The 22,696-nt window shown below is 54.6% G+C and carries 14 protein-coding genes and 3 tRNA genes; 8 read left to right on the top strand and 9 right to left on the bottom strand.

Going from position 1 to position 22,696, the window contains the following annotated elements; genetic code table 11:
- The 6 genes from ccmA to VAE57_RS02690 form a co-directional block, all read right to left on the bottom strand.
- A complete protein-coding gene (gene ccmA, locus VAE57_RS02715) occupies nt 1-612 on the bottom strand; it encodes a heme ABC exporter ATP-binding protein CcmA (protein WP_322820376.1) in 612 nt (203 codons plus the stop codon).
- A gap of 973 nt (nt 613-1,585) precedes the next feature.
- The gene (locus VAE57_RS02710; RefSeq protein WP_322820375.1) at nt 1,586-3,976 is read right to left on the bottom strand and encodes a GDSL-type esterase/lipase family protein; all 2,391 of its coding nucleotides are present in this window, start codon (nt 3,974-3,976) and stop codon (nt 1,586-1,588) included.
- Nucleotides 3,977-4,165: 189 nt separating this feature from the next.
- A complete protein-coding gene (locus VAE57_RS02705) occupies nt 4,166-6,115 on the bottom strand; it encodes a nucleoside-diphosphate sugar epimerase/dehydratase (protein ID WP_322820374.1) in 1,950 nt (649 codons plus the stop codon).
- Nucleotides 6,116-6,316: 201 nt separating this feature from the next.
- Nucleotides 6,317-7,483: a DegT/DnrJ/EryC1/StrS family aminotransferase gene (locus VAE57_RS02700; protein WP_322820373.1), complete on the bottom strand. Its 1,167-nt coding sequence runs from the start codon at nt 7,481-7,483 to the stop codon at nt 6,317-6,319.
- A gap of 102 nt (nt 7,484-7,585) precedes the next feature.
- A complete protein-coding gene (locus VAE57_RS02695; protein WP_322820372.1) occupies nt 7,586-8,239 on the bottom strand; it encodes an acetyltransferase in 654 nt (217 codons plus the stop codon).
- A 140-nt stretch (nt 8,240-8,379) separates the two neighbouring features.
- Nucleotides 8,380-9,033: a sugar transferase gene (locus VAE57_RS02690; RefSeq protein WP_322820371.1), complete on the bottom strand. Its 654-nt coding sequence runs from the start codon at nt 9,031-9,033 to the stop codon at nt 8,380-8,382.
- A gap of 199 nt (nt 9,034-9,232) precedes the next feature.
- Here VAE57_RS02690 and VAE57_RS02685 point away from each other — a divergent pair, with 199 nt between their 5' ends.
- The 6 genes from VAE57_RS02685 (at nt 9,233) to VAE57_RS02660 (ending at nt 13,586) form a co-directional block, all read left to right on the top strand.
- The gene (locus VAE57_RS02685; protein ID WP_322820370.1) at nt 9,233-11,020 is read left to right on the top strand and encodes a beta-galactosidase; all 1,788 of its coding nucleotides are present in this window, start codon (nt 9,233-9,235) and stop codon (nt 11,018-11,020) included.
- 208 nt (nt 11,021-11,228) lie between these two features.
- Nucleotides 11,229-11,675, top strand: coding sequence for a 50S ribosomal protein L9 (gene rplI / locus VAE57_RS02680; protein WP_012256838.1), 447 nt, complete (start codon nt 11,229-11,231; stop codon nt 11,673-11,675).
- A gap of 106 nt (nt 11,676-11,781) precedes the next feature.
- Complete coding sequence (gene dnaB, locus VAE57_RS02675; protein ID WP_322820369.1) at nt 11,782-13,137, top strand: replicative DNA helicase; 1,356 nt, start codon at nt 11,782-11,784, stop codon at nt 13,135-13,137.
- Between the two features lie 156 nt (nt 13,138-13,293).
- Nucleotides 13,294-13,369, top strand: a tRNA-Trp gene (locus tag VAE57_RS02670).
- Between the two features lie 23 nt (nt 13,370-13,392).
- A tRNA-Ser gene (locus VAE57_RS02665) sits at nt 13,393-13,486 on the top strand.
- A gap of 10 nt (nt 13,487-13,496) precedes the next feature.
- Nucleotides 13,497-13,586, top strand: a tRNA-Ser gene (locus VAE57_RS02660).
- 651 nt (nt 13,587-14,237) lie between these two features.
- On the opposite strand, the gene VAE57_RS02655 is transcribed toward VAE57_RS02660, so the two are convergent.
- The gene (locus VAE57_RS02655) at nt 14,238-15,779 is read right to left on the bottom strand and encodes a hypothetical protein (RefSeq protein WP_322820368.1); all 1,542 of its coding nucleotides are present in this window, start codon (nt 15,777-15,779) and stop codon (nt 14,238-14,240) included.
- 209 nt (nt 15,780-15,988) lie between these two features.
- Complete coding sequence (locus tag VAE57_RS02650) at nt 15,989-16,501, bottom strand: hypothetical protein (protein WP_322820367.1); 513 nt, start codon at nt 16,499-16,501, stop codon at nt 15,989-15,991.
- A gap of 852 nt (nt 16,502-17,353) precedes the next feature.
- On the opposite strand from VAE57_RS02650, the gene VAE57_RS02645 reads away from it, so the two are divergent.
- Together VAE57_RS02645 and VAE57_RS02640 are read left to right on the top strand one after the other, a co-directional pair.
- Nucleotides 17,354-19,090 (top strand): 2-oxoacid:acceptor oxidoreductase subunit alpha, encoded by a 1,737-nt coding sequence (locus VAE57_RS02645; protein ID WP_322820366.1) that lies wholly within the window; start codon nt 17,354-17,356, stop codon nt 19,088-19,090.
- 27 nt (nt 19,091-19,117) lie between these two features.
- Nucleotides 19,118-19,966 (top strand): 2-oxoacid:ferredoxin oxidoreductase subunit beta, encoded by an 849-nt coding sequence (locus tag VAE57_RS02640; protein WP_322820365.1) that lies wholly within the window; start codon nt 19,118-19,120, stop codon nt 19,964-19,966.
- 1,134 nt (nt 19,967-21,100) lie between these two features.
- Here the strand turns inward: VAE57_RS02640 and VAE57_RS02635 are convergent.
- On the bottom strand, nt 21,101-22,567 hold the full coding sequence (locus VAE57_RS02635; RefSeq protein WP_322820364.1) for an aldehyde dehydrogenase family protein: 1,467 nt from the start codon (nt 22,565-22,567) through the stop codon (nt 21,101-21,103).
- Nucleotides 22,568-22,696 lie beyond the last annotated feature (129 nt).

The following is a 22,696-nucleotide window of genomic DNA, read 5'->3' as shown; positions in this document are numbered from 1 at the left end:
TCAATATAACTTCAGCAGCAGGTCGGCATACCGCAACTCACGTGGGTCATTGGTGGCAATGACGGTTAGCCCACGTTGACGCTGGTCGGTAATGATCTGTTCGACAAACGCTGTGCCCCGTTCATCAAGAGTCACGGTTGGTTCATCGAGTAACAGCACCGGTGGTCGATGGAGCAGGGCAAAAGCGTAGCGTAACCGCTGCGTCATGCCCGATGAGTAGGCAGCCAACCGATCATGACCACGTTCACCCAGCCCAACCCGTCTGAGCAAGGTGTGAAGCTCAGCGTCGGATATGGTCAGTCCACGAACATCAGCAAAAAAGCGCAAGTTTTCAATCCCACTCAGTTCCCGGTAAAGTGACAGATCGGGGGCAACCCAGCCGATGAGGTGGCGCATATCGCGCGGATCAAGCTGGTGATCACCGACTGCATAGGACACGCTTCCGTTTGCAGGCATCTGGAGACCGGCCAGGATACGCAACAGCGTGCTTTTACCACTGCCGTTTGGCCCACTGACGACCAGAACTTCACCGTGCTGAAGTTCAAAGCTGATCCCGCGCAAGATAGTGCGAACACCGTAGCTGGCGCTGAGTTGTGTGACACGTAGTTGCATATGCTGTAAGTCGTATCTCTGGCATAATACTCCGACAGATGTCAGAATGACATGTACGATTATACCAGCCTGTGCACCAGGAGTATGCCTGCACGCTGCAACGTGTACGGTATGATTGATGCCGGGTGGTATCACATTTTGTACAACCCTGTGTATCACGGCGTATTACCGGATATACAGTAATCTACGCCTATTCATCCCCTCAGCGACGATCTGCTATACATTACCCAGATGTCGCGATGCGTAAGTCGGACTGCAAGTGCTCCCCGTGGCGCAGGCTTCCAGCCTACGTGGAGACATCCTCGCCACCGCCGTCAGGTGCTGGCCGTTGGTTGGTGTAGAGGCACAAACCTGGTACAACAACACGTCTACACGCAGGTAGCGCATTCATGCCAGACCGACTCGATGATCGACACGATCCCATCCAGCACCCCCGTGACCAGGATGGGTAACGGTATGCCACGCGCCGGATCGTGAGCGCGGCTGCTGCGGCAGCATGGCTGCCGCACTCCACACCGTGCGACATGCGCATGACGAGCGGATACGGCACTCCATCCAGCACGTGTTGGCACGGCTAGAGCGGCACACTGCCACTGGGCCAGTCGCTCAAAACATCACCCATAGCGATCACACCCGCTGATACGCACGTGGTTGACACCAGTTATGGGTAATGCATAGGCGACGATCTGTGGCGATCACCGGCACGACTTCGATGAATGCGGCTATACCGACAGCAGTAGCACCAATTGGCGATGGTTACTACGCGGGATGGGGATCAAGAAGGGGTGGTGAAAGGGAATGGCCTGGATCGCGTGCCGTGCTACGTTGTCAGACCTGTATCGTTGACTTCCCCAGCGATGATGCACTGTTTTTATCAAGATTTGATAGACAACCGCCGTTGGTCATTGCGCTGGTAATGCCCGGTGGGGCGCACAGTCATACGCCCCACCGGATCTTCAGTTACACCACAGCATCATCTATTAATGATCGGGATGTAGATGGCGCTTCCCGGTGCCTGTACCGGTGAACCGGTCTGGGTCGCCGTCGGACTGGTCGTCACCGTCGGACTACCCGTCGCGGTTGGGGTAGCGGTCGCCGTCGGACTGGTCGTCACCGTCGGGCTACTTATCGCCGTTGGGCTACTCGTAGTCGTGACAACACTGCTGGGTGTTGGTGAAGAGGTATTGGTGACAGTTGGAATGTAGATAGTGCTGGTGGGCGTCGGTGATGGATCGGGTTCACGAGGTAGATCGGCGCAAAGCACATCGCTCCACAGATCGGCCATGGCACTGAAGCCCGCACTAGTCGGGTGAATGTTGTCGGGAATGCCGTTACTGGGGTTTGTAGTAATAATCTGATCTTGATGATTGGCAAAGTGGGTATAAAAATCTGGCCCTAACCGAACCGGTGCCTCGTCGTCGAGTTCGTCGACCAGTTCAGCAATACTGAGGTTAAACGCCTGGGTTGTGTCACGGCGAGTATTGGCCTGGGCAGTCGTGCCGTCATTGCGCCACGGGAGACGGGCAACCCACAATCCGAGATCGGGGCGATCCTGGCGAATAGCATTGATCAGAGCACGCAGATCTTCTTTATACACACTGGCCGGCATCAGGTTGTTGTAGATATTTGTTGTCGAAACTGCCGTAGCATCGTTAGTACCAACTTGCAGCAATACCTGCCCGGCCTCCAGATCCGTGATATGCTGCCGATACACCGTCACTTTGCCAAGTGCATTCAGGTAGCCACTAGCCCCAATCCGGTCTGAGCCGGTGGTGTTGCCGTAGAGATCGCGCGCAGTACGAATGCCACTGAAGCCGTCGTTGAGGATGAAGACCGGGCTATTGAGGCAGGTTGTCAGCAAATTATTCAACTCTATCTGATAGCCAGCATAGTAGATGTTTTGATAACCGGCACTATCAGCCTGCGTGTTATCCGATTGGGGATAGTTACGGCCATCATCGCTGCGTGGGTAGCCACTACCAACCGGTGGCGGGCTGGTAAACGGATAGCCATCACTCTCTCCGGTGAGGCTAGAACCAGGCGGCAAGCGATAGAAGCCCCATTTCCCTGCGGTGATCGAGTCACCAATGCTCACGAATACATACCCATAACCGACCGGATCGATAGTCCGGCTGAGCGATCCCGGTGCGCCATTGATCAGGATCGTCGCCGACACACTGTACTCGGCGCGGCGCGGCAGGGTAACAGTCGCGGTAAAACCATCACCGGGTGTGAGATCGTCAATCGTCTGATTAAAACCAGGGCCACTGATAGTAAAGCGGACACCACTGAACTCAGCCGGCGGATCGGTGACCGTTGCCTGTAAGCGCAGCGTTGGCCCAGTTTGAATGTATGGAATCTGGAAGACATCTCTCGTTGTTAACGGGCCAGGTGCAGGCGATTGCCCGGCGGGGAGATCGGCATCCACAATCAGCATACCGGTGACCGGATCAAGAGGTCGGGGATTGCCGTTGGCATCGAGAATAGCCAGACTCAAGACCGGTTCGGCCTGGGATGGGCGAATCTGGAAGGTACGGCTGGCTGCCGGGCCGGGTGGCAGAAGATGCAAATATTGCACGAGGAGATCGCCACTGACAGGATCATACTCGGTCAGATAATCGACGCCTTCGGTCAGGGTCACCCCGGCTCGCTCGACTGTAACCGTCTCGCCGCCAGACCAGTTCTTAATGCGCAGCCGTGGCGCCCGCACCACACCATCAGGGGGGGTTATCGAGACTGAACCATTCGCAGATAAGCTCACATTATCAGGTGAGGTGACAGCGGCCATTGCCGGATCGGACAAGGCGAGTGGTAGTTCATCAACGGCCCATGCATCGAGATAGAGTACCCAGTGTTGAGCAGTGGATGAGCGTTTAATCGCTTGCAGGGCCGCTCCGGCACTGGCATCGCTGGTCAGGTGAGGGCCAGAGAGCGTGACGCGCTGACCACTGGCGCTGATCAGTATCTGACCACCAGCCCACACCTCATAACTGATTGTGGTGCCGGCGTAGGTGTACGAGATCAAAGTGCGTAATGATGAGCTACGTACCAGGGTTGGCCTGACGACCACTTGCTGGCCGTCGGCAAGCCTGGGCACCAGAAGTGGTGTTGATTGATTAACCAGATTGCGCTGACCGGTTGGATCGCGCCGCAGGTCGCGCCATACCGCGATCCCGTCTGATGTAAAGGTGAGAGCAAAACGTCCGGGCATCGTCACCTGTACCGCATCCCCGGCAAGCGTTTCCGTTACCAGGCCACTGGTTAAGGGTTGGGCGGCAACCGGTAATCGGCCATCCCGCAGGGTTGCGGCCACAATTATCATGCCGATCAGCGTGATCAGGAGGAGACGGTGAAAGTGTTTCATACAGCAACCTGTTGCAACAGTCTGGTAATGCGTTCACACCTGGCAGCAAGACCGGCTATCTCAACACATTGGACAGAACGCGCCTTCCGCACATTCTCACGGTAGAGTGCGGAAGCGTGGCTTCCGCATTTCAGATGACGCTACACATACATAACTGAACCCTCGAATATCACCTTGCGATGCGTTTGCCTAATCACTGGCCAACTGGCGTCGCCACAGCGGCTCACCGACAGCCTGCTCGCGTGGTTGGGGTTCGTTCATCGGCATTGGTGTCGGTTGTTTGAAGGTTGGCACCAGACGATGGAGGGTACGCAACAGCACTGCCGTATCATCGTTGAGAGCTGCCACTTCGAGAATCCGGATTTGATCAGCCAGTGTGCGTGGGACTAACTGTGATGCGTTGTGAGCAATAACGATCTTGGCATGGGTCGTCCGTTCATATTCTTCACCCTCAACAAATAGCTCCTCATAGAGCTTTTCGCCGGGGCGCAGACCGGTAAAGACGATATCAATATCGCGCCCAACCTGCAGGCCAGACAACTCGATCATGTCGCGAGCCAGATCGACGATACGGATTGGTTCGCCCATATCGAGTACAAAGACCTCGCCACCTTTCCCCAACACCGAAGCCTGTAACGTCAATTGCACCGCTTCAGGGATAGTCATGAAGAAGCGACGCATTTCAGGATGGGTCACCGTTACCGGGCCACCGGCAGCAATCTGCTGCTTAAAGGTCAGCACAACCGATCCACGGGAACCAAGCACATTTCCAAAACGCACAGCCACATACGCCCGTCCACTCTGCCGGGCCGCCTCGTGTACCAGCAGCTCAGCCACACGTTTTGTCGCCCCCATCACACTGGTCGGATTAACTGCTTTATCACTGGAAATCATCACAAAATGGCTCACGTTAACCTGCATTGCCGCACTGAGTAGATTGCGGGTACCGAGCACATTATTCGTGACTGCTTCCGAGGGATGCAACTCCATCAACGGTACATGCTTGTGCGCCGCAGCGTGAAAGACTATCTCTGGGCGGTACTGCTCGAAGATGTGCATGATACGTTCGGCGAAACGGATGTCAGCGATGACCACCGAGAGTTTTGTGGTCGACGGAGCGACTCGACGCAATTCCTGCTCGATAGTAAAGACTGAATTTTCGCCATGACCAAGAATGATCAGCTCTTCAGGACTAGCCCGTAGAATTTGCCGACAAAGTTCAGAACCAATCGAGCCGCCACCACCAGTAACCAGCACCCGCTTTCCGCGCAGAAGCTGATGAACAGCCGCAATATCTGTTTGTACCGGAGGACGGCGGAGCAAGTCTTCAATCTGGACATTCCGTAACTGATTGACGCTCACTTTGCCATCGAGCATCTCGTAAAGACCGGGCATGATCTTGGTCTTCACTCTGGTACGCTCACAGAGTTCAACAATGCTGCGAATATCTTTACCACTTGCCGATGGCATCGCAATAATGACGTAATGTGCCTGTCGCTCACGAGCCAGCCGCGGAATGTCGTAACGATTACCCAACACCGGCACGCCGTAGATATGCATGCCCTGCTTGAGGGGATCATCATCGAGAAAGCCGACCGCAATCATACCGATTTGCGGATTATCACGGAGTTCACGGGCAATCATGGTGCCAGCTGAACCAGCCCCCATGATCAACACCCGCTGCATGTTGCAAGTCAACTCGCCTTTAGCCTTACGCTTCACGGTCGCACGATGCCAGCGAATACGCACGACCAGGCGAGGACCGATTGCGGCCGCCAGACCGAAGAAGAAGAAGATGATCGGAACTGAGCGCGGCAAAAGGGCAAATGGAGTTATAGCAGCAACAATAAGTGCAGTTGGGGTAGAAATGAGCATTGCCAGCGAAATAGCTGAAATGAGCAGCAATAGTTCGTCAATCGACGCATAACGCCAGTAGCGCGAGTAAACCCCCAGATTCCGAAAGACGATGAGATGGACAGGGGTGGCAATGATTGCAAGTATCAACCATCCCAACAGCGTATTGCCATTTGGAAGATCATCAAGCCGTACCACGAAGCTCACGTATGCCATTAATGGCAGCAGAATGGCGTCGAGAAAGAAAAAATAACGATTGCGAGTAGGGGATGATATGAGCTTCAAGACAGGCTCCTTTCCGTTTGCGGCTTTCTGGCAGGCAGCGTATGCGGGAGGGGCGCTGACAATTGGATAACGCTGCACATATTTGTGATGGCTGGGCTTATGCTACTGAGTGTAGGTGAACAGAAGATGTGGTGAATGACGAAAGGTAATGAAAATCTTGTTAGAAAGTCCATGTTCGTTATTCACCAACACCGTTAACACTCATGGCAGCGCAGTGCGCAGATGATGAACAACTTCAGTGACCTGCTCTTCACGCATCACGCTAGAGAAAGGCAGGGCCAGCGAAAGGTTGCCAAGCCGTTCCGTGACCGGAAAATCACCCGGTTCGTACCCAAACTGTTCTCGATAGAAGGGTTGGAGGTGGATCGGTGTGAAGTACGGACGGCTCGGAATACCGGCTTCCGCCAATCGGCGCATCACCGTATTGCGGTCGGCGGGTGGTAGAATACGGATCACATACACAAACCAGCTCATCCGGGTGGTATGTGGGCTGAGTTGCGGTCGCTCCACCAGTTCGAGGTCGGAAAGTTGTTCGTTGTACCAGGCGGCTACCTGCGCACGACGGGCGATAAGTTCCTCGATCCGCTGTAGCTGCACAACGCCCAACGCCGCACTCATTTCGTCGAGGCGATAATTGTAGCCAAGACGAGTGTGATTGAGCCAGGCATCAAAGACATCGCGCCCCTGGTTGCGGAGTGAGCGAAACAGACTGGCCCAATCATCACGGCGGGTAACAATCATCCCACCTTCGCCGGTTGTCATCTGCTTGTTTGGATAGAAGGCAAAGACGGCGGCATCACTGAGGGTGCCTGCCATACGCCCTTTGTACATTGACCCAATCGCTTCACAGGCATCTTCGATAACGTGAAGCCCATATTCGGCAGCTACGGCATTGATCGGATCCATATCGGCAGGTTGCCCAAAGGCGTGAACCGGCATGATCGCTCTGAGCATACCGGACGTGTTGTGGCGACGAGGTATCCAGCGCCGGGCCGCAGTGCCACCGCGCATCAGATCAAATGCTGCCTCAGCCACAAGCTGTGGATCGATATTTCCGGTAACTGGATCAACATCAACGAAGATCGGAATTGCTCGCTCGTAAAGAATGCTATTGGCCGAGGCAATAAACGAGAAGGGGGTTGTAATAACCAGGTCGCCATCGCGGGCACCGGTCGCAATACAGCACAGATGCAATCCACTGGTACCGGAATTGACACCTACCGCGTGCGGAAGTCCGACATAATCGGCCATTGCCTGCTCGAATGCCCTGATTTGTGGGCCAATGCTCAGATAACTGGTATGCAATACCTGCTGTACAGCCTGTATCTCGGCCTCGGTAATATCCGGTGCTGACATTGGAACTGACACGCTCAACTCCCCTGGCATATCGCGTAAAACCTGAAATCACACACAACGCTGGTGCTGGCATCCAACCGGCAGGCTGTGAAGCGCACAGGTCAGAGCAGCTTGTCATTCACCGATAGCCCGCACGTACAATGGTTGTGCCGGCACACCGACAACTACCATCTCAGCAGCAATATCACGGTGTACAAGCGCACCGGCGCCGACGACACTCCAAGCACCAACCCGCCGCTGCGGCATCACGATGGCACCGATGCCAACTAAAGCACCGGCGCCGATAGTGACCGCACCGCCGGTATGCACACCCGGGGCCAGATGCGCATGATCCCCCACCTGATTGTGGTGATCGATGGTACAGGCAGTATTGAGAATAACGTTAGCCCCGATCACACTACCGGGATTGACAATGGCACCAGCGCAGATCATTGTGCCCGGCCCGATGACCACATCAGGAGCAATAATCGCGGTTGGATGAATGGCCCGGGCAAAATGTTCGCCACGCGCCTGCAATTCGGCGAAAAGCTGGGCGCGCACCCGATTATCGCCAATTGCGACAATCACACTATCGTGAGGGAGTGTGGCAAGCATTCTGATCGGCCCCAGCACCGGTAACCCCAGGCGCTGCTGACCGTGACATGTTGGATTATCATCGAGGTAACCGATAGGCTGGCATGCCTGACCGTGGGCAGCAGCACGTAACAGAATATCGGCTACTACCTGCCCGTGACCACCTGCACCGATGATGACAATGCGCTGAGTCATAGTTTGCCATGCTCTCTCGACAGGACAACGCAGGGTATGACGAATTGCAAGAAAGCCTTGCTCCGTCTGGTTATCCATATGAAATGACCGTTATTCAACACGTCGCTGAGAAGAACAATATGTTACGGCTCAAGTACGTATCAGTCGCTACTCGCGACTCCTGGCTTCATTGGTGGCTGTGGCGGTCGTGGAGACGAGCCGCGAAACTCTTCGGCAGTTGCGCATCCAGGCTGACTGATCCCTTCGCGGTTGATAACCTTCCACAAGGTGAGGAACAGAATCTTCACATCGAGCCAGAATGAGAGCTGATCGACGTACTGCACATCGTAGGCAAACTTCTGCTCCCACGAAAGCGCATTACGACCATTAATCTGGGCCAGGCCGGTAATGCCCGGCAACACCTCGTGGCGACGGCGCTGTTCAGGAGTGTAGCGTTCCAGATATTGCATTAACAACGGTCGTGGCCCGACCAGACTCATCTCGCCGCGCAGGACACAGAGAAGTTCAGGCAGTTCATCCAGGCTGGTGCTCCGCAAAAACCGACCAAACGGTGTCAACCGCTGATCATCCGGCAACAGATTGCCCTGTGCGTCACGGGCATCGGTCATTGTCCGAAACTTAAGCATCGTGAACGGTTTCCCGTGCAGACCGGGGCGTTGTTGACGGAAGAAGACACCAGGCCCCAACTTGATCCGTATAAGCAGGGCGATGATTGCCATGACCGGTGCCAGCACAATCAGAGCTGGAATGACAATTACCAGGTCAAGGAAGCGTTTACCATACCGACGATACATAGGCAGCTCCCTGGAGCAATTGATACGACACCGCTATAGTAGGGAGCGAAGATGTCAGTTTGATGAACGAACGAGGGCTGAAGGTGACACTCTGTATACATCAGACCATCACTTTTTGTCGCATATCTTTTTCCGTTTTTCGGGTCAAGCTATGATACGATGCAGGCACGGCAATGAAGGTGGTTATCTGGAAACGGCTATGGAACGATACGCATGCAATCTGCTCATCTGCTGGATCATCAGTTCGCTGTTCCTCACGACACTGCCGGCAACCCTCGTCGCTGCGCCTGGCCAACCCTCACGGTTGGGTACGCTGGGAATGAACACCTATTTCAGCGGCCTGGAACGGCTTCCGCAAAATCGCAATGATGATCTGGGCGCATTAATCAATGCCACCCGTGATCTTGGCGTGAGCTGGGTGCGTGAAGAGATTAGCTGGGCCAATCTGGAACCGGCGAAGGGGGCATTTTCCTGGAGTCTGATGGACGCGGCACTCGCGCAAGCCGCGAATGCTGGTTTTGGGATTATCGGTATGTTGCTCACGACGCCAGCATGGGCACGGGTCGGCGATTGTGCCAGCCGGATTACGCGCAACGGTGGTTCGCAAAACTACTGGTGCCCACCGGCAAACCCGCAAGATTTTGCCGACTTCGTGGCGGCTGTGGTTGAGCGTTACGATGGCGATGGGATCAACGATGCTCCCGGATCGCCACGGGTAGCCGCCTGGCAGATCTGGAACGAGCCGAACAACTGGGCAACCTGGCCGGGTGAGGCCAACGAGTACGGTGCGCTACTGGCTGCCGGCTACACTGCGGCAAAAGCCGCCGATCCAACAGCCATTGTTGCCACCGGCGGCGTCTACATCTTCGATGGCGGAACCCGAACCGGTGGTAATCGTGATGGCCTGGAGTTTCTCGGTGCTGCTTTCGCTGCTGTGCCCGGCGCACAGACCAGTTTTGATGCGTTAGCCATTCACCCCTACATGCCCGATACCGCCCCTGATCGTGCCGGATTGTTTGGTTTGGTGTCTCTATGGGGGCGGATTGTGAATACACGAGGCTGGCTCGATGCCAGACGGGGGCCGCAAGTGCCGATCTGGATCAGTGAGCTTGGCTGGTCAACCTGTACCGCTTCCTCACCGGTGTGTAAAAATGAACAGGATCAGGCGAACTATCTGGTGCGCAGCCACGGCATTGCGCTGGCCCTGGGTGTACGGCACATCAACTGGTTTCAACTGGAAGACAAATTCGACAGTCCGTCAACCGATCTGTGGGGAAATGCCGCACTTTTGCGCAACCGGGATCAGGGCTATAGCCGTAAACCGGCGGCCAATGCTTACGCAACCCTGGCAACACAACTTGGGACTGCAACCTTTATCGGCTTTGGGCCACTGCACAATTATACATTCCAGAGCAACGCCCTGACCCCGGCGGCACGTTATCATTTGCGCTTCCAGACCAGTACTGGTGCCCTGGTCGATCTGCTCTGGACGACCGGTTCTGCCGAGACAGGACTGGTACCGCTGGAAGCAGGACGTAGTGCTCAACTCATCAACCGCGATGGTGCAACCTTACCTCTCACCATTATCGGAGGTCAGGTGCAGATTCCGCTCAGTGGGACACCAGTGTATCTACGACAGGATACACCACCGCAGCTTGCAGTGGTACCGGCTACGGTCACGCTGCTGGCACAGCCGACCGATCCAGAGTCAACCTATGCCCTGACCGTCCAGAACCTGGGGTCAACCAGCATCGCCTGGAGTGCAAGCGGTGGAACAGGCTGGTTAACCCTTGAAACAACCAGCGGTAACGGCCATCATACAGAGCTACGTTATCGCGTTAATCCGGCTGGATTAACACCCGGCAACTACACGACGACCATCACCGTGAATGCCGGGAGTGCCGGCAGTCAGAGCATCCCGATCACGTTGCGCGTGGTGACCACGATCTACCGCACGTATATGCCGATTATCGCGAGCGGCGGGTGATATTGGGCCATGAAAACAGCCTGAACTGTAGCTGCCAGACAGAGAGGTGCATCAGTCAAGAGCAACAGTGCATCGAGCAGGACGATCATCGCCCTGCTCGTTCCTGGTCGATGCACAACGTTGACGAGCAGCGCGAGGTCATGGTAAGATAATGGTCGTTGCTTGATAATGGGTACAGGTAAAGGAGAGCGCCGTGAGCGCAAAGAAAATGAAAGTATTGCTGCTCCAGGATGTTGAGCACCTGGGTAAAGCAGGTGAAATCAAAGATGTAAGCGGCGGTTTTGGCCGAAACTATCTGCTACCAAAGGGCTTTGCAGTACTGGCGACGAAAAGCCAGGTTAAGCAGGCCGAAGAGCGACTGGCTGCCCAGCGCCGCAAAGCTGAGGCTGCGCGAAAAGAGGCTGAGGCACTGGCCGCCAGGCTGGCTGAGCTGACGCTCACCTTTACGGTCAAGGTCGGTGAGCAAGACCGGCTGTACGGTTCGGTAACCAATGCCGACATTGCAGCTAAACTGCACGAAGTAGCTGGGATCGAGATTGACCGCCGCAAGATCGGGTTGGAAGATCCGATCAAGCGCACCGGTGAATACGAAGTACCGGTTGAGTTGATGAGTGGTGTATCTTCTACGTTGAAGGTCGTTGTGGTGGGTGAATAAACGACTGTCGCTCGCTCAACTCAGTTCCTTGCCAATGTGCCGCAAATTGCGGCACATTGGCGTTTTATACCATTGATGTGGATAACCGGTGGGCAGCGGGGGAAACATGGTGGAAAAGCGGGAAGATCGCCTCGAACGCAGTGTGCCCTTCGATCTCCAGGCCGAGCGGGCAACGCTTGGTTCTATCTTGCTTGAACGTGATGCGATCATTGCGGTGGCCGGCTGGCTTCCTGCCGAATATTTTTACCTCGAAAAACACGCCTTGATTTACGAGGCCATGCTGGCCTGTTACAACCGACGTGAACCGGCCGATCTGGCAACCGTCGCGGCGGAACTGCGTCGGCGTGGGCAGCTCGAACTGGTGGGCGGGTTGAGCATGTTGAGCGAGCTGGTCACCGAGGTGCCAACTGCCGTTCACATCGAATACTACGCCCGCATTGTAGAACGGACGGCATTGCTCCGCCGCCTGATCGAGGCCGGTGGCCGGATTGCGGCCATGGGGTACGATGAAGCCAGTGATCTCGAAGAGACACTGGATCGGGCCGAAGCTGAGCTGTTTGCCGTTTCACAGCGGCGAAACAATCAAGATTTTGTCCATATTGGCCGCGTCGTCAATACCCTCTTTTCCCAAATTGAGTCGATGCAGGAGCGGCGAGGCGAGGTAATTGGGGTGCCAACCGGTTACCACGACCTCGATGAGCTGACCGGCGGTTTGCAGCCGAGCGATCTGATCATCCTCGCCGCACGTCCGAGCGTGGGTAAAACCTCGCTCGCCCTCTCGCTGGCCTATAACGTAGCGTTTCACGCCAACGGAACGGTTGCCATCTTCAGCCTTGAAATGAGCCGTGAACAGTTAGTCCAGCGTATGCTGGCAATGCATACCGGGATTGATATGCAGCGCCTACGCACCGGCAATCTACGCGGTGAAGAGCTGAGTCTGGCGATTGAAGGGTTGGGCGTACTGTCAGAATTGCCGATCTATATTGAAGACACTCCTGGCCTGAGTATCACCGATGTGCGAGCGCGTGCTCGACGCCTGCACAGTGAGGTTGGCATCACACTTGTCATGATCGACTATCTGCAACTCATGTCGGGGCGACGTACCGATAATCGGGTGCAAGAAGTGAGTGACATCAGCCGGGGACTGAAAGCCCTTGCCCGTGAACTTAACGTACCGGTGATTGCCCTTTCACAGCTCTCGCGTGCGGTTGAGGGGCGGCAAAATCACGTGCCGATGCTGAGCGACCTCCGCGAGTCGGGTTCAATTGAGCAGGACGCAGATATTGTGATGTTTATTTATCGTGAAGAGTTATACGACAAGGAGACCGACAAGAAAGGGATCGCCGAGATTCATATTGCCAAACACCGCAACGGCCCGCTAGGCGTGATCCCATTGCGATTTGAGTCGCGGACAACACGCTTTCAGAATCTCGAACGGTATCAGGTGCCGGAGGGTTTTTAGAGAAGACCGGGTACGCCAGCCCACATTGAGGTTTAGTTCGTGGCAAGCCTACCAGCAGCGCTATAACCGATGGACGTACACGTGTGATAGACACATACCCGCTCCCTGGTTGGCTCTTGCCAAAATCGCCCTGATGTGGTAGGATAAATGGCGCGAAGGCGGGTAGCTCAATTGGCAGAGCAGTGGCCTCCAAATCCACCGGTTGCAGGTTCAAGTCCTGTCCCGCCTGCCATTTTTTGTGCCGGCCAGCCAAGCGGGGGCGTGGCAGAGTCCGGTTTAATGCGTCGGTCTTGAAAACCGAAGGACGTAGCAATGCGTCCCGTGGGTTCGAATCCCACCGCCCCCTCCAGAACAGCTATGGGGAGGTCGCATAGTGGCCTAGTGCGGCGGTTTGCTAAACCGCTAGGGGGGCAACCCCCTCGAGGGTTCGAATCCCTCCCTCCCCGCCAGGTCGCACCCGCTGCTGTTGCAGTGGGTGCTGTGTTATTCGTTTTCAAAGCTGTAGTAACCCAGGTTGCACCTTTATCACCACAGAGACACGCCTGTGATGTACCGGTAACTTATGGGACGGGCTACCGGCCCGCGCTCATGCAATCCCCTTCACCATGGTCACATATCGGCACGGGTATGCGCTGTGACTCGCAATTGATCGTGAGTCTGACGCGGCAGCGTGACTGCCGCACGCCAACCTGTGCGCCACGAGCAATCCGGTCGGGCAACGTGATCCTACTGCGAGCAGAGTAGCAACGCCGGTTCGCTGCTGCCGTGTTCGGGCCACCAGCGGCATGGATAAGAAAACCACTGCGCCTCGCGCCTGTGCACAAGTACGGCTACGCCACACAACGCACCACAAGCAATCCGGTCGGGAACAGTAGCCGCTCCGCAATGTGATCGCACTGTATGCAGAGCGACAGCGCGGAACCAGTGCTCGCGCACTGCGACAACCCACAGGTAGTCCAGCGATGGCATGCCTGGCAGCACTATGCCCTCTGAACGATACACCTCGCAAGCAGTAGTCTAACCGGTGACTTTTGGGGCGATGGCATGTATCTACGGAAGCGAAGGGGAGACCTTCGCTTCCGCCCTTCCATGTGAGACAGTTATCGCTCACGTAGCCGCTGTTTGACGGCAGTGTCGAGATCGGTTATGGTGATGCCGTACACCTCATGCAGCGCTTCTGGTGTCAATTCTTTGCTAATCTTACCGAATGGAGCACCAAACCCGATTGAGAACAGGGATATCTGATCGATGACTCTGTCCGTTGGGATGTTACAGAAGTAGCGGTAGAATTCCCAGAATGAGTCGCTACCGTAAGTATCGATCAGATAACGCACCGTCTCGCCTGAGAAAATATACTCATAAGCCACATACTGCCCAAGCAGGTCGTAGGAACCGAGACTCTCCTCACCGGTAAGCTGTTCCAGGCTCAAGCTATCCAGTTTGCCATCTTCAACGAGACGACGACGAACATCGGGGGTAAGTTGATCGGCAAAATACACGGCAACTCCCTCTACGAGCCAGATTGGTGTAAATGGCCTTGTTTCAGGAGCGAGTGCCAGGTGTACCAGTTCATGTCTGATCGTAACCAGACGTTCTAATGGGTCAGACTGCTCGGGTTGTTCAGTAAATGCCGCACCGTTGATGTAGAAGGCGCGCCCAACGGCCTGAAACTGCTCACCGGTGAGTTCATAAAACGACAGTGCAGCAGCGAGGGTTCGTGATCCCAGTCCTGTTTGGGTGGTGAAATCATCCTGCTCCATCGTGAAGTACACCACAAACCGTTCTTCCAGCTTGAGTCCAGCTTGCTGTAGATCACGATAGGCCCGCTCGCACTCCTGAGCAACCGTTGCCAGTACACGCTCCGCCCCTGGTCTTGATACGACAAGGAAATGGGGTGTCTCTTGCACAATGATGTCGTCAGTCCACCAGAATGGAGGTGTGCCGTCTTGCGCATACTGACTGACTACCCAGCTTCCATCTCGGCGCTCGAAAGAATAGCGTAGCTTGAACAGGAAAGGATTGTCCGTTGGCGTATCGCGCACCTGATACCGCATAATGATGGAGATATCCTCGATGCGCCCATCCTCGATATCCGAATCGATCAGCACAGTCGAGGGTGAGATGCTTAGCCGGTAGTTTGCCAGTGGCATTTGCCGGCTTCTAGTGAAGATAGTTTGTTGTTCTTGATGTACGTCTGCGGTGAAGGTAGCGAGGTATGCGTTCATATCGCCAGTGATAACCGCACTGGCCTGTCGTTCGAGAAGACTCTCTAATTCGCGTAGCACAACCTGTTTCGGGGTCGGAGTTACTGTTGGCGGTGGAGTGTCGCGACTGGCCGACGTAACAGCCGCGCCGATCATGCCAGACTCAGCGAAACGCAGAGTAGCTGCGGCATATGAGGGAAAGATAAACTTCAGCTCGCCGATCCGTTGCGGACGGGGGAACACAATCTCGCCAGCATGTACCTGATTTGGGAGCCATCCGTTCGGCGGATCAATTCTCTCAGTAAGGTTGTCACTTACCTGGAGAGGCTCATACGCGGCAAATTCGGCATCGAGGAGCCAGGCATCATACCCTGTCAGTCCTTTTCCAAGGTAGTATGCCCTTTGCCGCGTATTGACGAAGGCAAGAGAAAAGATCACAGCATCATCGGTAAGAGTAACGGAATCCAGACGCAGGATAATGGGAACCAAAGCCTGGTTTGAGCTATACAGTTCAAGCGATAAGGGATATGTTCCTTCCGCGACAGGTTGTACCGTCAGTGACACCGGTTGGTGAAGTGTAAAACGAAGTGGTTCATACAGCGGAAGGTGAAGCTCGTAAGGTTGACCACCCTGGGGCAGCGGGAATACTACATCACCAACATTCGACTGACCAGGTATGAACCCTCTAGTGGGCCAAGGTGTTGCAAATTCGCACTCAGATCAACTGGCTCGTATTCGTTGCCTGTGGCATCAACCAGTCGCAGATCGTGGCCCTTGAAACCGGCAGAGGCATAAGCACTTTTATCCCGGTTATTACGCAAACCTATATGCAGAATCATGTGCTCGTCGGTCAAGGTTGCATAGTAGAGGATCAAATTGATATCCTCTAGCGCGGTGTGGGTACTGGCCGTGTACTGGTTGATGAGGTAGCTTCCTTTAGTGATGGAGGGGAGAAGGGTCGGTTCTGGTTGCGGAGGTAGCGTTGGTGATGACTGAGATGAGCTACTTAGCGACGATGGTTCAGGAACCGGTGAATGGGGCTTTTGAATGGCGGTAGCAGGTGATGGCTCAGACTGAATATCAGGGGGCTGGTTTGTACAGGCGGTCGTTACGCAGAGCAGGATAGCTACCACCCACGCGAGTAATCCTCTCAGTTTCATGCAAGCATCTCCTTGAACGTGTGTCATTCACCTACACGGAGATGGTGAACAGGTTGTATGTCTACGATCACTCCTGGCTCCGTCAGCATCCATCTGTAGATAGCATAAGCCAACCGTTACAGAGGGGCAGTAACGTCGTGAATGACATAACAAAACTAGCAGATGTATGTTCCTTTCAACACGAACATACAGCGTATATACTGCTGATTATTGCATGAAATGCACGATTAGGGTGTATTTACACCCTATCACATGCGGAGAATAATTACAAGTTATCCATGAATGGGTAATGGTAAAGAACTATTTACCAAACACAACAATCAATGATTAAAATATCAAATTTTTTGCCATCAATCTGTCATATCCAAAAACGCGACTCCGAAAGCAGATTATTTTTCATGTTTATGATTATCAACCAAAACATAAAGTTTTTCTTAACAATATCTTCTTGCTGCGTAGCGAGAACATCCACTCCTCAAATGAGAACCGGATGACCGGAGTGGTTACAGGCATTGTACGGTCGATGAGACGGAACACCTGAGATACAGGTTCGTGAAGATTTTGATCACCGGTGACTGTTTCCGTCTCACAGTCATGCCACCGTAAACTCAGGTTCATCTCAGCAACGGGTGGTGGCAAACCCGCAGTCTTCTTCCCAACAGCCTGTTGCAACCTCGGCAATTGTTACCGGATCATTGACTACGCATTATTTTTGCACAATCATCGCACGAATGTTCACAAGAAAAAAGGCATTGCAGAGACGTATTGGCAGTGCTATTATATGGTCAACTTATCCTCAATGCTTGATGCGCCAGTGCAGGTGCAGAGCAACAAAGCTACGGCGAGGTCGCCATGATACGGAAAGAAGATGTCGTCATCCGTGTAGCTGGCGAGAGCGGTGATGGTAGCACAGCCACCGGTGAAATGCTGGCTCAGGCTGCTGCCCGTTCTGGTCTGCATGTCTTCACCTTCCGCACTACTCCGGCAGAAATTAAGGGTGGCCCAGTCATGTTTCAGGTGCGTGCTTCAAACGCGCCAGTCCGCTCGATGGGTGATGCTGTTGATGTATTGTTCGCGTTTAACCGCGAAGCATGGGATCTGCACCACACCGATTTAGCCGCCAACGCGGTATTGCTGTACGACCCGGAAGAATGTTCATTACCAGATGAATTTACCGGGATCGCCTACCCCGTTCCGATTGGCAAAATTGCGCAAGAAGTTGGGAACCGACGGGGCAAAAACGTTGCTGCGCTTGGGGTGGTAGCTGCGCTGTTTGGTCTGGGCTTAAACAAGCTCGAAGATATTGTACGGGCTAAACTGGGCAAGAAAGCCGATTTGTTGGAAAGCAACCTGGCTGCATTGCACGCCGGTATTAACTACGCTCACCAGCTTGAGAAGCGTGATCCGTTCTGGATGGAGTCGACCGGCGAGCACGACCGCTATGTGATGACCGGGAATCAGGCCATCATCGCCGGGGCACTGCACGCCGGCGCCGAATTTTTTGCCGGCTATCCAATTACCCCCGCCTCCGACATTATGGAAGGGATGGCGGTGATGCTGCCGCAAATCGGTGGCGGGTATTTGCAGGCCGAGGATGAGATTGCAGCCATTATGGCCTGTATCGGGGCATCGTATGGTGGGAAACGAGCAATGACCGCGACCTCCGGGCCGGGCCTGTCGCTGATGAGTGAGGCGATTGGTTATGCCAGTATGGCCGAGATTCCGATGGTGGTGGTTGATGCGCAACGCGGCGGGCCAAGCACCGGCTTGCCGACCAAGATGGAGCAGTCGGATCTGCATATTGCGCTCTATGGTGGGCACGGCGACAGTCCACGGATTGTGCTGGCTCCGGCCAGTGTTGCCGAATGCTTCCACCTTACCGTTTGGGCCTTTAATCTGGCCGAAGAGTATCAGACGCCGGTGATTGTGTTGAGCGATTATTCGCTCTCGTTCCGTACCGAGACTATCGAACCGTTCGACTTGAGTAAATATCCACGAGTAGATCGCTTGCGACCAAACGGATCACTGGCTCCCAAACAGTATCGTCGTTATGAAATCACGGCGAATCTGATCTCACCTATGGTTGCCCCCGGTGTTGCTCACACCCAATACACTGCAACCGGTCTCGAACATAATGAGTTTGGTAATCCAGACTACACCCCGACCAATCACGCTATGATGACCGAAAAACGGTGGGGGAAACTGTCACCGTTGCAGCATTCACGGGCGTATGTGCGCCGTTTTGGTGCCGAACGGGCCAAAGTAGGTATTATTTGCTGGGGCACAACAGCCGGCCCGTGCCGTGGCGCAGTCTATCTGGCCGGACAGGAAGATTTGCCGGTCGCTATGTTGCAGGTGCAGATGCTGTCACCGCTGCCGGTTGATGCAATCAACGAATTTCTTGAGCAGGTCGAGATCGTGCTGGTGCCGGAAGTGAATTTCCAGGGTCAGTTTGCGAAACTACTTCAGGCTGAACTGGGGATCAAGGTACATTCAATGACGAAGTACACCGGTATGCCGTTCTCGCGCCTTGAGATTCTGCGCCAGATTCATGCTTTATACGGGCTGGCCGAGCCAGTGTTGGTTTAAGTGTATCAATGAAGGTCAGGTAGGAATATGACTGCTGTACCAGTTACTACATCGCCAGTTGTCTACAAGCCATCTGATTATCGCAGCAACCTGAAACCGATCTGGTGTCCGGGATGTGGTGATTTCGGAGTACTGGCTGCCATTCAGCAGGCCCTGGCCGCAGCTCAGATTAACCCCAAAGATCTGGCTGTCGTCTCCGGTATTGGCTGTAGTTCGCGGTTGCCGGGCTTTTTGCAGACCTACGGCTTGCACACGGTGCACGGACGTGCCTTGCCGGCAGCGATTGGGTTAAAGATTGCCCGTCCTGACCTGACGGTTATGGCCGTCGGTGGTGACGGTGATTTCTTCAGTATTGGTCTGGGCCATCTGCCGCACGCGGCCCGGCGCGATCTGGACATGACTGTTATCGTAATGGATAATGCCATTTACGGCTTAACCAAAGGGCAAACCTCACCGACCTCACCGCGTGGCCATGTAACGAAGAGCACTCCTTACGGTCAGTCGGCACAACCGCTCCATCCTCTGGCAATTGTCTTGTCCAGCGGCGCTTCGTTTGTAGCGCGTGGTTTCTCAAGCCAGCCGAAACAGTTAGCCGAACTGATCAAAGCTGGTCTTGAACATCGTGGATTTGCCTTTATCCACGTGTTGAGTCCATGTGTGACGTTTTACGATACCTACAAGCTGTATAAGGAGCTGGTGTACAATTTGCCCGACACCCACGACCCCTCTGATCTCGCTGCGGCAATGCGTTACGCTATTGAGAGTGATCGGTTACCACTCGGTATTTTCTACCGGCGACCACCACTTGAGTCTCTCCCCCGACCGACACCGAAGCCGTTTAACACACAGGAGTATTTAAACCGTTTTCGGGTATAGTGATAGGGATGGGATGAGTAACGGCCAATGTCTGGAATGACCATCAGGTACTCGCCGGTGACAGGAGTTGTCCTGTCACCGGTTTTTTTATGGGTTGTAGAGCGGTATCAATACCTTGCAAGCGCCATGGTTGATGAGCATCGCTCTGTGATGAAGTATGGGGGTTGGGATCATATTTGACCACGTTGGATGATATAACCCAAGTTGCTATCTTTATCACCACAGAGGCACGGAGGACACAGAAGATGGGCATTACCTGAGTTGCCACCTTAAGGCGTGATGGAGCGCGTCGATGGGAACTGGCTGCTACCCACACGGTTCATACCGTGCAGCATAACTGCGCGGTGCTGTGAACAGCGTCGTGCCGTTCATCATAGCAGTCAGCCTCCGTGGCCTGCTCACAGCGTAGGTGGCAACTTGGGTTGATATATGAAGGCATCGCATAGCAAATCGTGACTAACGCTATGCATCATTCAGGTTGTCAGACCCATGCTACAGCGCTACCAGGTATGTCACAAGCGGCTCGCTGGCTGGTGGTCGCAGGTACACTGACCGGTCCCGTAGATTTGCGCTCAGGTGCAGTGCCGGGGAGAGGGGTGATGATGGATTCGGGCGTGATACTCCCTGGGAGCGCGAGCCTCCGGCTCGCTCCCCACCCGCGTGCTGGCTATGCATTACCCATAACCAGGTTGTCAACCGCTTCGCTCATCAAGTGCAGAGTGTGTCTCTGCTAGCGTGCGCCGGTTTAGGCGTGCGTTACCCCGCCAGGAGCGTATGTGAACGGTGTAGCGGGGTCAGCAGAGCTTACATCCAGGTGAAGGCGAGCCGGAAGCTCGCGCTTCCAGATGGCGTGCCATGGCTTCTATTAAACCTAAACCCGATTTGACATTACTCATTATGAACAGAGATGTCGTGACAAGAACACACATTCTATCTGCAACCAGTTCGGCATACACCTGGCATCGCGCATGATGGGCGCGGAAACTCTACTTCCGCACGCCAAACTGCACAACATGTGTATCACAGAGCGTGAACGTGACTGCTCCGTGGACACACAACAACGCTCATCTAACAGTGCTACAGCAAGGCCTCACGATAGCACAGCTTTACGAAATACATTCCAGACAACCGGTATTATTTCCCCTTTCCGTAAGGATACCACCAGGGCTTGCGCACCATTGTAAAATCCCAGTGGACGTGCTTCGTCTCGAGGAACTCTTCCAATCCCTCTTCACCAAGTTCACGGGCGCCGCCGCTAAATTTCATGCCGCCAAACGGCCCAGCATCGTTGTCGGTAAGCGGATCATTGACCCAGCAAGTGCCGGCCTTGACCTCTTCGTAGTACTGCTTGACTTTGCGGGGATCATTGGTGTAGAGGTTGGCGCCTAACCCGTAATCGCAATCGTTAACCAGCTCGATGGCTTCATCGAAGGTACGATAGGTCATAATCGGAATCGTTGGCCCAAACGTCTCTTCCCGCATAATGCGGAAACTGTGATCGACGTTGGTCAGAACGGTTGGTTCGTAGAAGAAGCCGCGACTGAACTGTGGCGGACGCCGGCCACCGGTCAGAATCGTTGCGCCGCGTGCTCGTGCCTCTTCGACATGGCCTTCGACCTTTGCCCGGTATTTATCACCGATCAATGGCCCAATATCAGTATTGGGGTCCATACCAGGCCCCAGACGCAGCGAACGGACAAATTCCACCAGACGCTCGGTGAAGGGGCGAGCAATCGACTCGTGGACGTAAACCCGTTCGGTGCTGGTACAGACCTGGCCGGCATTCAACAGCGCTGCCCAGGCCACCCCCGCTACGGCTACATCGAGATCGGCGTCTTCGGCAACGATAAACGCATCTTTCCCACCCAACTCGAGATGAGTCTTCTTCACCCGCTCCGCAGCTAATCGAGCAATCTCACGCCCAGTGGCAAAGCTGCCGGTAAAGGCGATCATCTGTGTGCGCGGACTGACCACCAGTTCACGGCCTACATCACCAAAACCGGTAATAATGTTGAGCACACCGGGAGGCAAATGGTCACAGCATAATTCAGCGAAGCGCAACGTCGCCAGGGGGGTCATTTCACTCGGCTTAAGCACCACCGTGTTCCCCGCGGCCAGTGCCGGTGCCACTTTCCACGACATCAACAGCAACGGATAGTTCCACGGCACAATTGCCGCAACTACCCCGTATGGTTCTTTCAAGACCATCGCCAGTTGGCTCGGTTCGACCGACGGGATGACACGACCCCGTGTATTTCGTTGCAACTCGGCGTAATAGTCAAAACAGGCCGCACACCAACCAATTTCATCCCGATTCTCGACCAGCGGCTTACCACCTTCGAGTGTCAAGAGGGTCGCCAACTCTTCCGCGTGCGTGCGCATCTTGTGCGCAACCTCGTGCAACATGTGAGCCTTGTCGTGGGCCGTATAGCGGCGCCACTCACGAAATGCCTTTTCAGCCGCAATCATTGCCTGCTCGGCATCTGCCGCCGTCGCCCGTGGAACGTAGTCAATCACCTCTTCGGTAGCAGGGTTGTGCACGGGAAAAACCTCACCCTGCGCGGCAGCCTGCCACTGACCGTTAATAAGCATTGCTGGCATGAAACCTCCTTGTTCCGCTAATTGACAGCTTTTGCAAAGGAAATATCACCGTTTACTGACTTGACGACGTGGGTTATCGTTCATATAGTTATGGATAAGATTGTGAGCAATTACACAAATGGTGGAGGT

The organism is Chloroflexus sp., assembly GCF_034434295.1.
Taxonomy (GTDB): Bacteria; Chloroflexota; Chloroflexia; order Chloroflexales; family Chloroflexaceae; genus Chloroflexus.
This window is presented reverse-complemented; position numbering and strand designations above follow the sequence as displayed.

Bases quoted from the DNA above. Each gene is read 5' to 3' on its own strand.
- ccmA (WP_322820376.1), bottom strand. From the start codon at position 612: ATGCAACTACGTGTCACACAACTCAGCGCCAGCTACGGTGTTCGCACT.
- VAE57_RS02710 (WP_322820375.1), bottom strand. From the start codon at position 3,976: ATGAAACACTTTCACCGTCTCCTCCTGATCACGCTGATCGGCATGATA.
- VAE57_RS02695 (WP_322820372.1), bottom strand. From the start codon at position 8,239: ATGACTCAGCGCATTGTCATCATCGGTGCAGGTGGTCACGGGCAGGTA.
- VAE57_RS02690 (WP_322820371.1), bottom strand. From the start codon at position 9,033: ATGTATCGTCGGTATGGTAAACGCTTCCTTGACCTGGTAATTGTCATT.
- VAE57_RS02685 (WP_322820370.1), top strand. From the start codon at position 9,233: ATGGAACGATACGCATGCAATCTGCTCATCTGCTGGATCATCAGTTCG.
- rplI (WP_012256838.1), top strand. From the start codon at position 11,229: ATGAAAGTATTGCTGCTCCAGGATGTTGAGCACCTGGGTAAAGCAGGT.
- dnaB (WP_322820369.1), top strand. From the start codon at position 11,782: ATGGTGGAAAAGCGGGAAGATCGCCTCGAACGCAGTGTGCCCTTCGAT.
- VAE57_RS02650 (WP_322820367.1), bottom strand. From the start codon at position 16,501: ATGAAACTGAGAGGATTACTCGCGTGGGTGGTAGCTATCCTGCTCTGC.
- VAE57_RS02645 (WP_322820366.1), top strand. From the start codon at position 17,354: ATGATACGGAAAGAAGATGTCGTCATCCGTGTAGCTGGCGAGAGCGGT.
- VAE57_RS02640 (WP_322820365.1), top strand. From the start codon at position 19,118: ATGACTGCTGTACCAGTTACTACATCGCCAGTTGTCTACAAGCCATCT.
- VAE57_RS02635 (WP_322820364.1), bottom strand. From the start codon at position 22,567: ATGCCAGCAATGCTTATTAACGGTCAGTGGCAGGCTGCCGCGCAGGGT.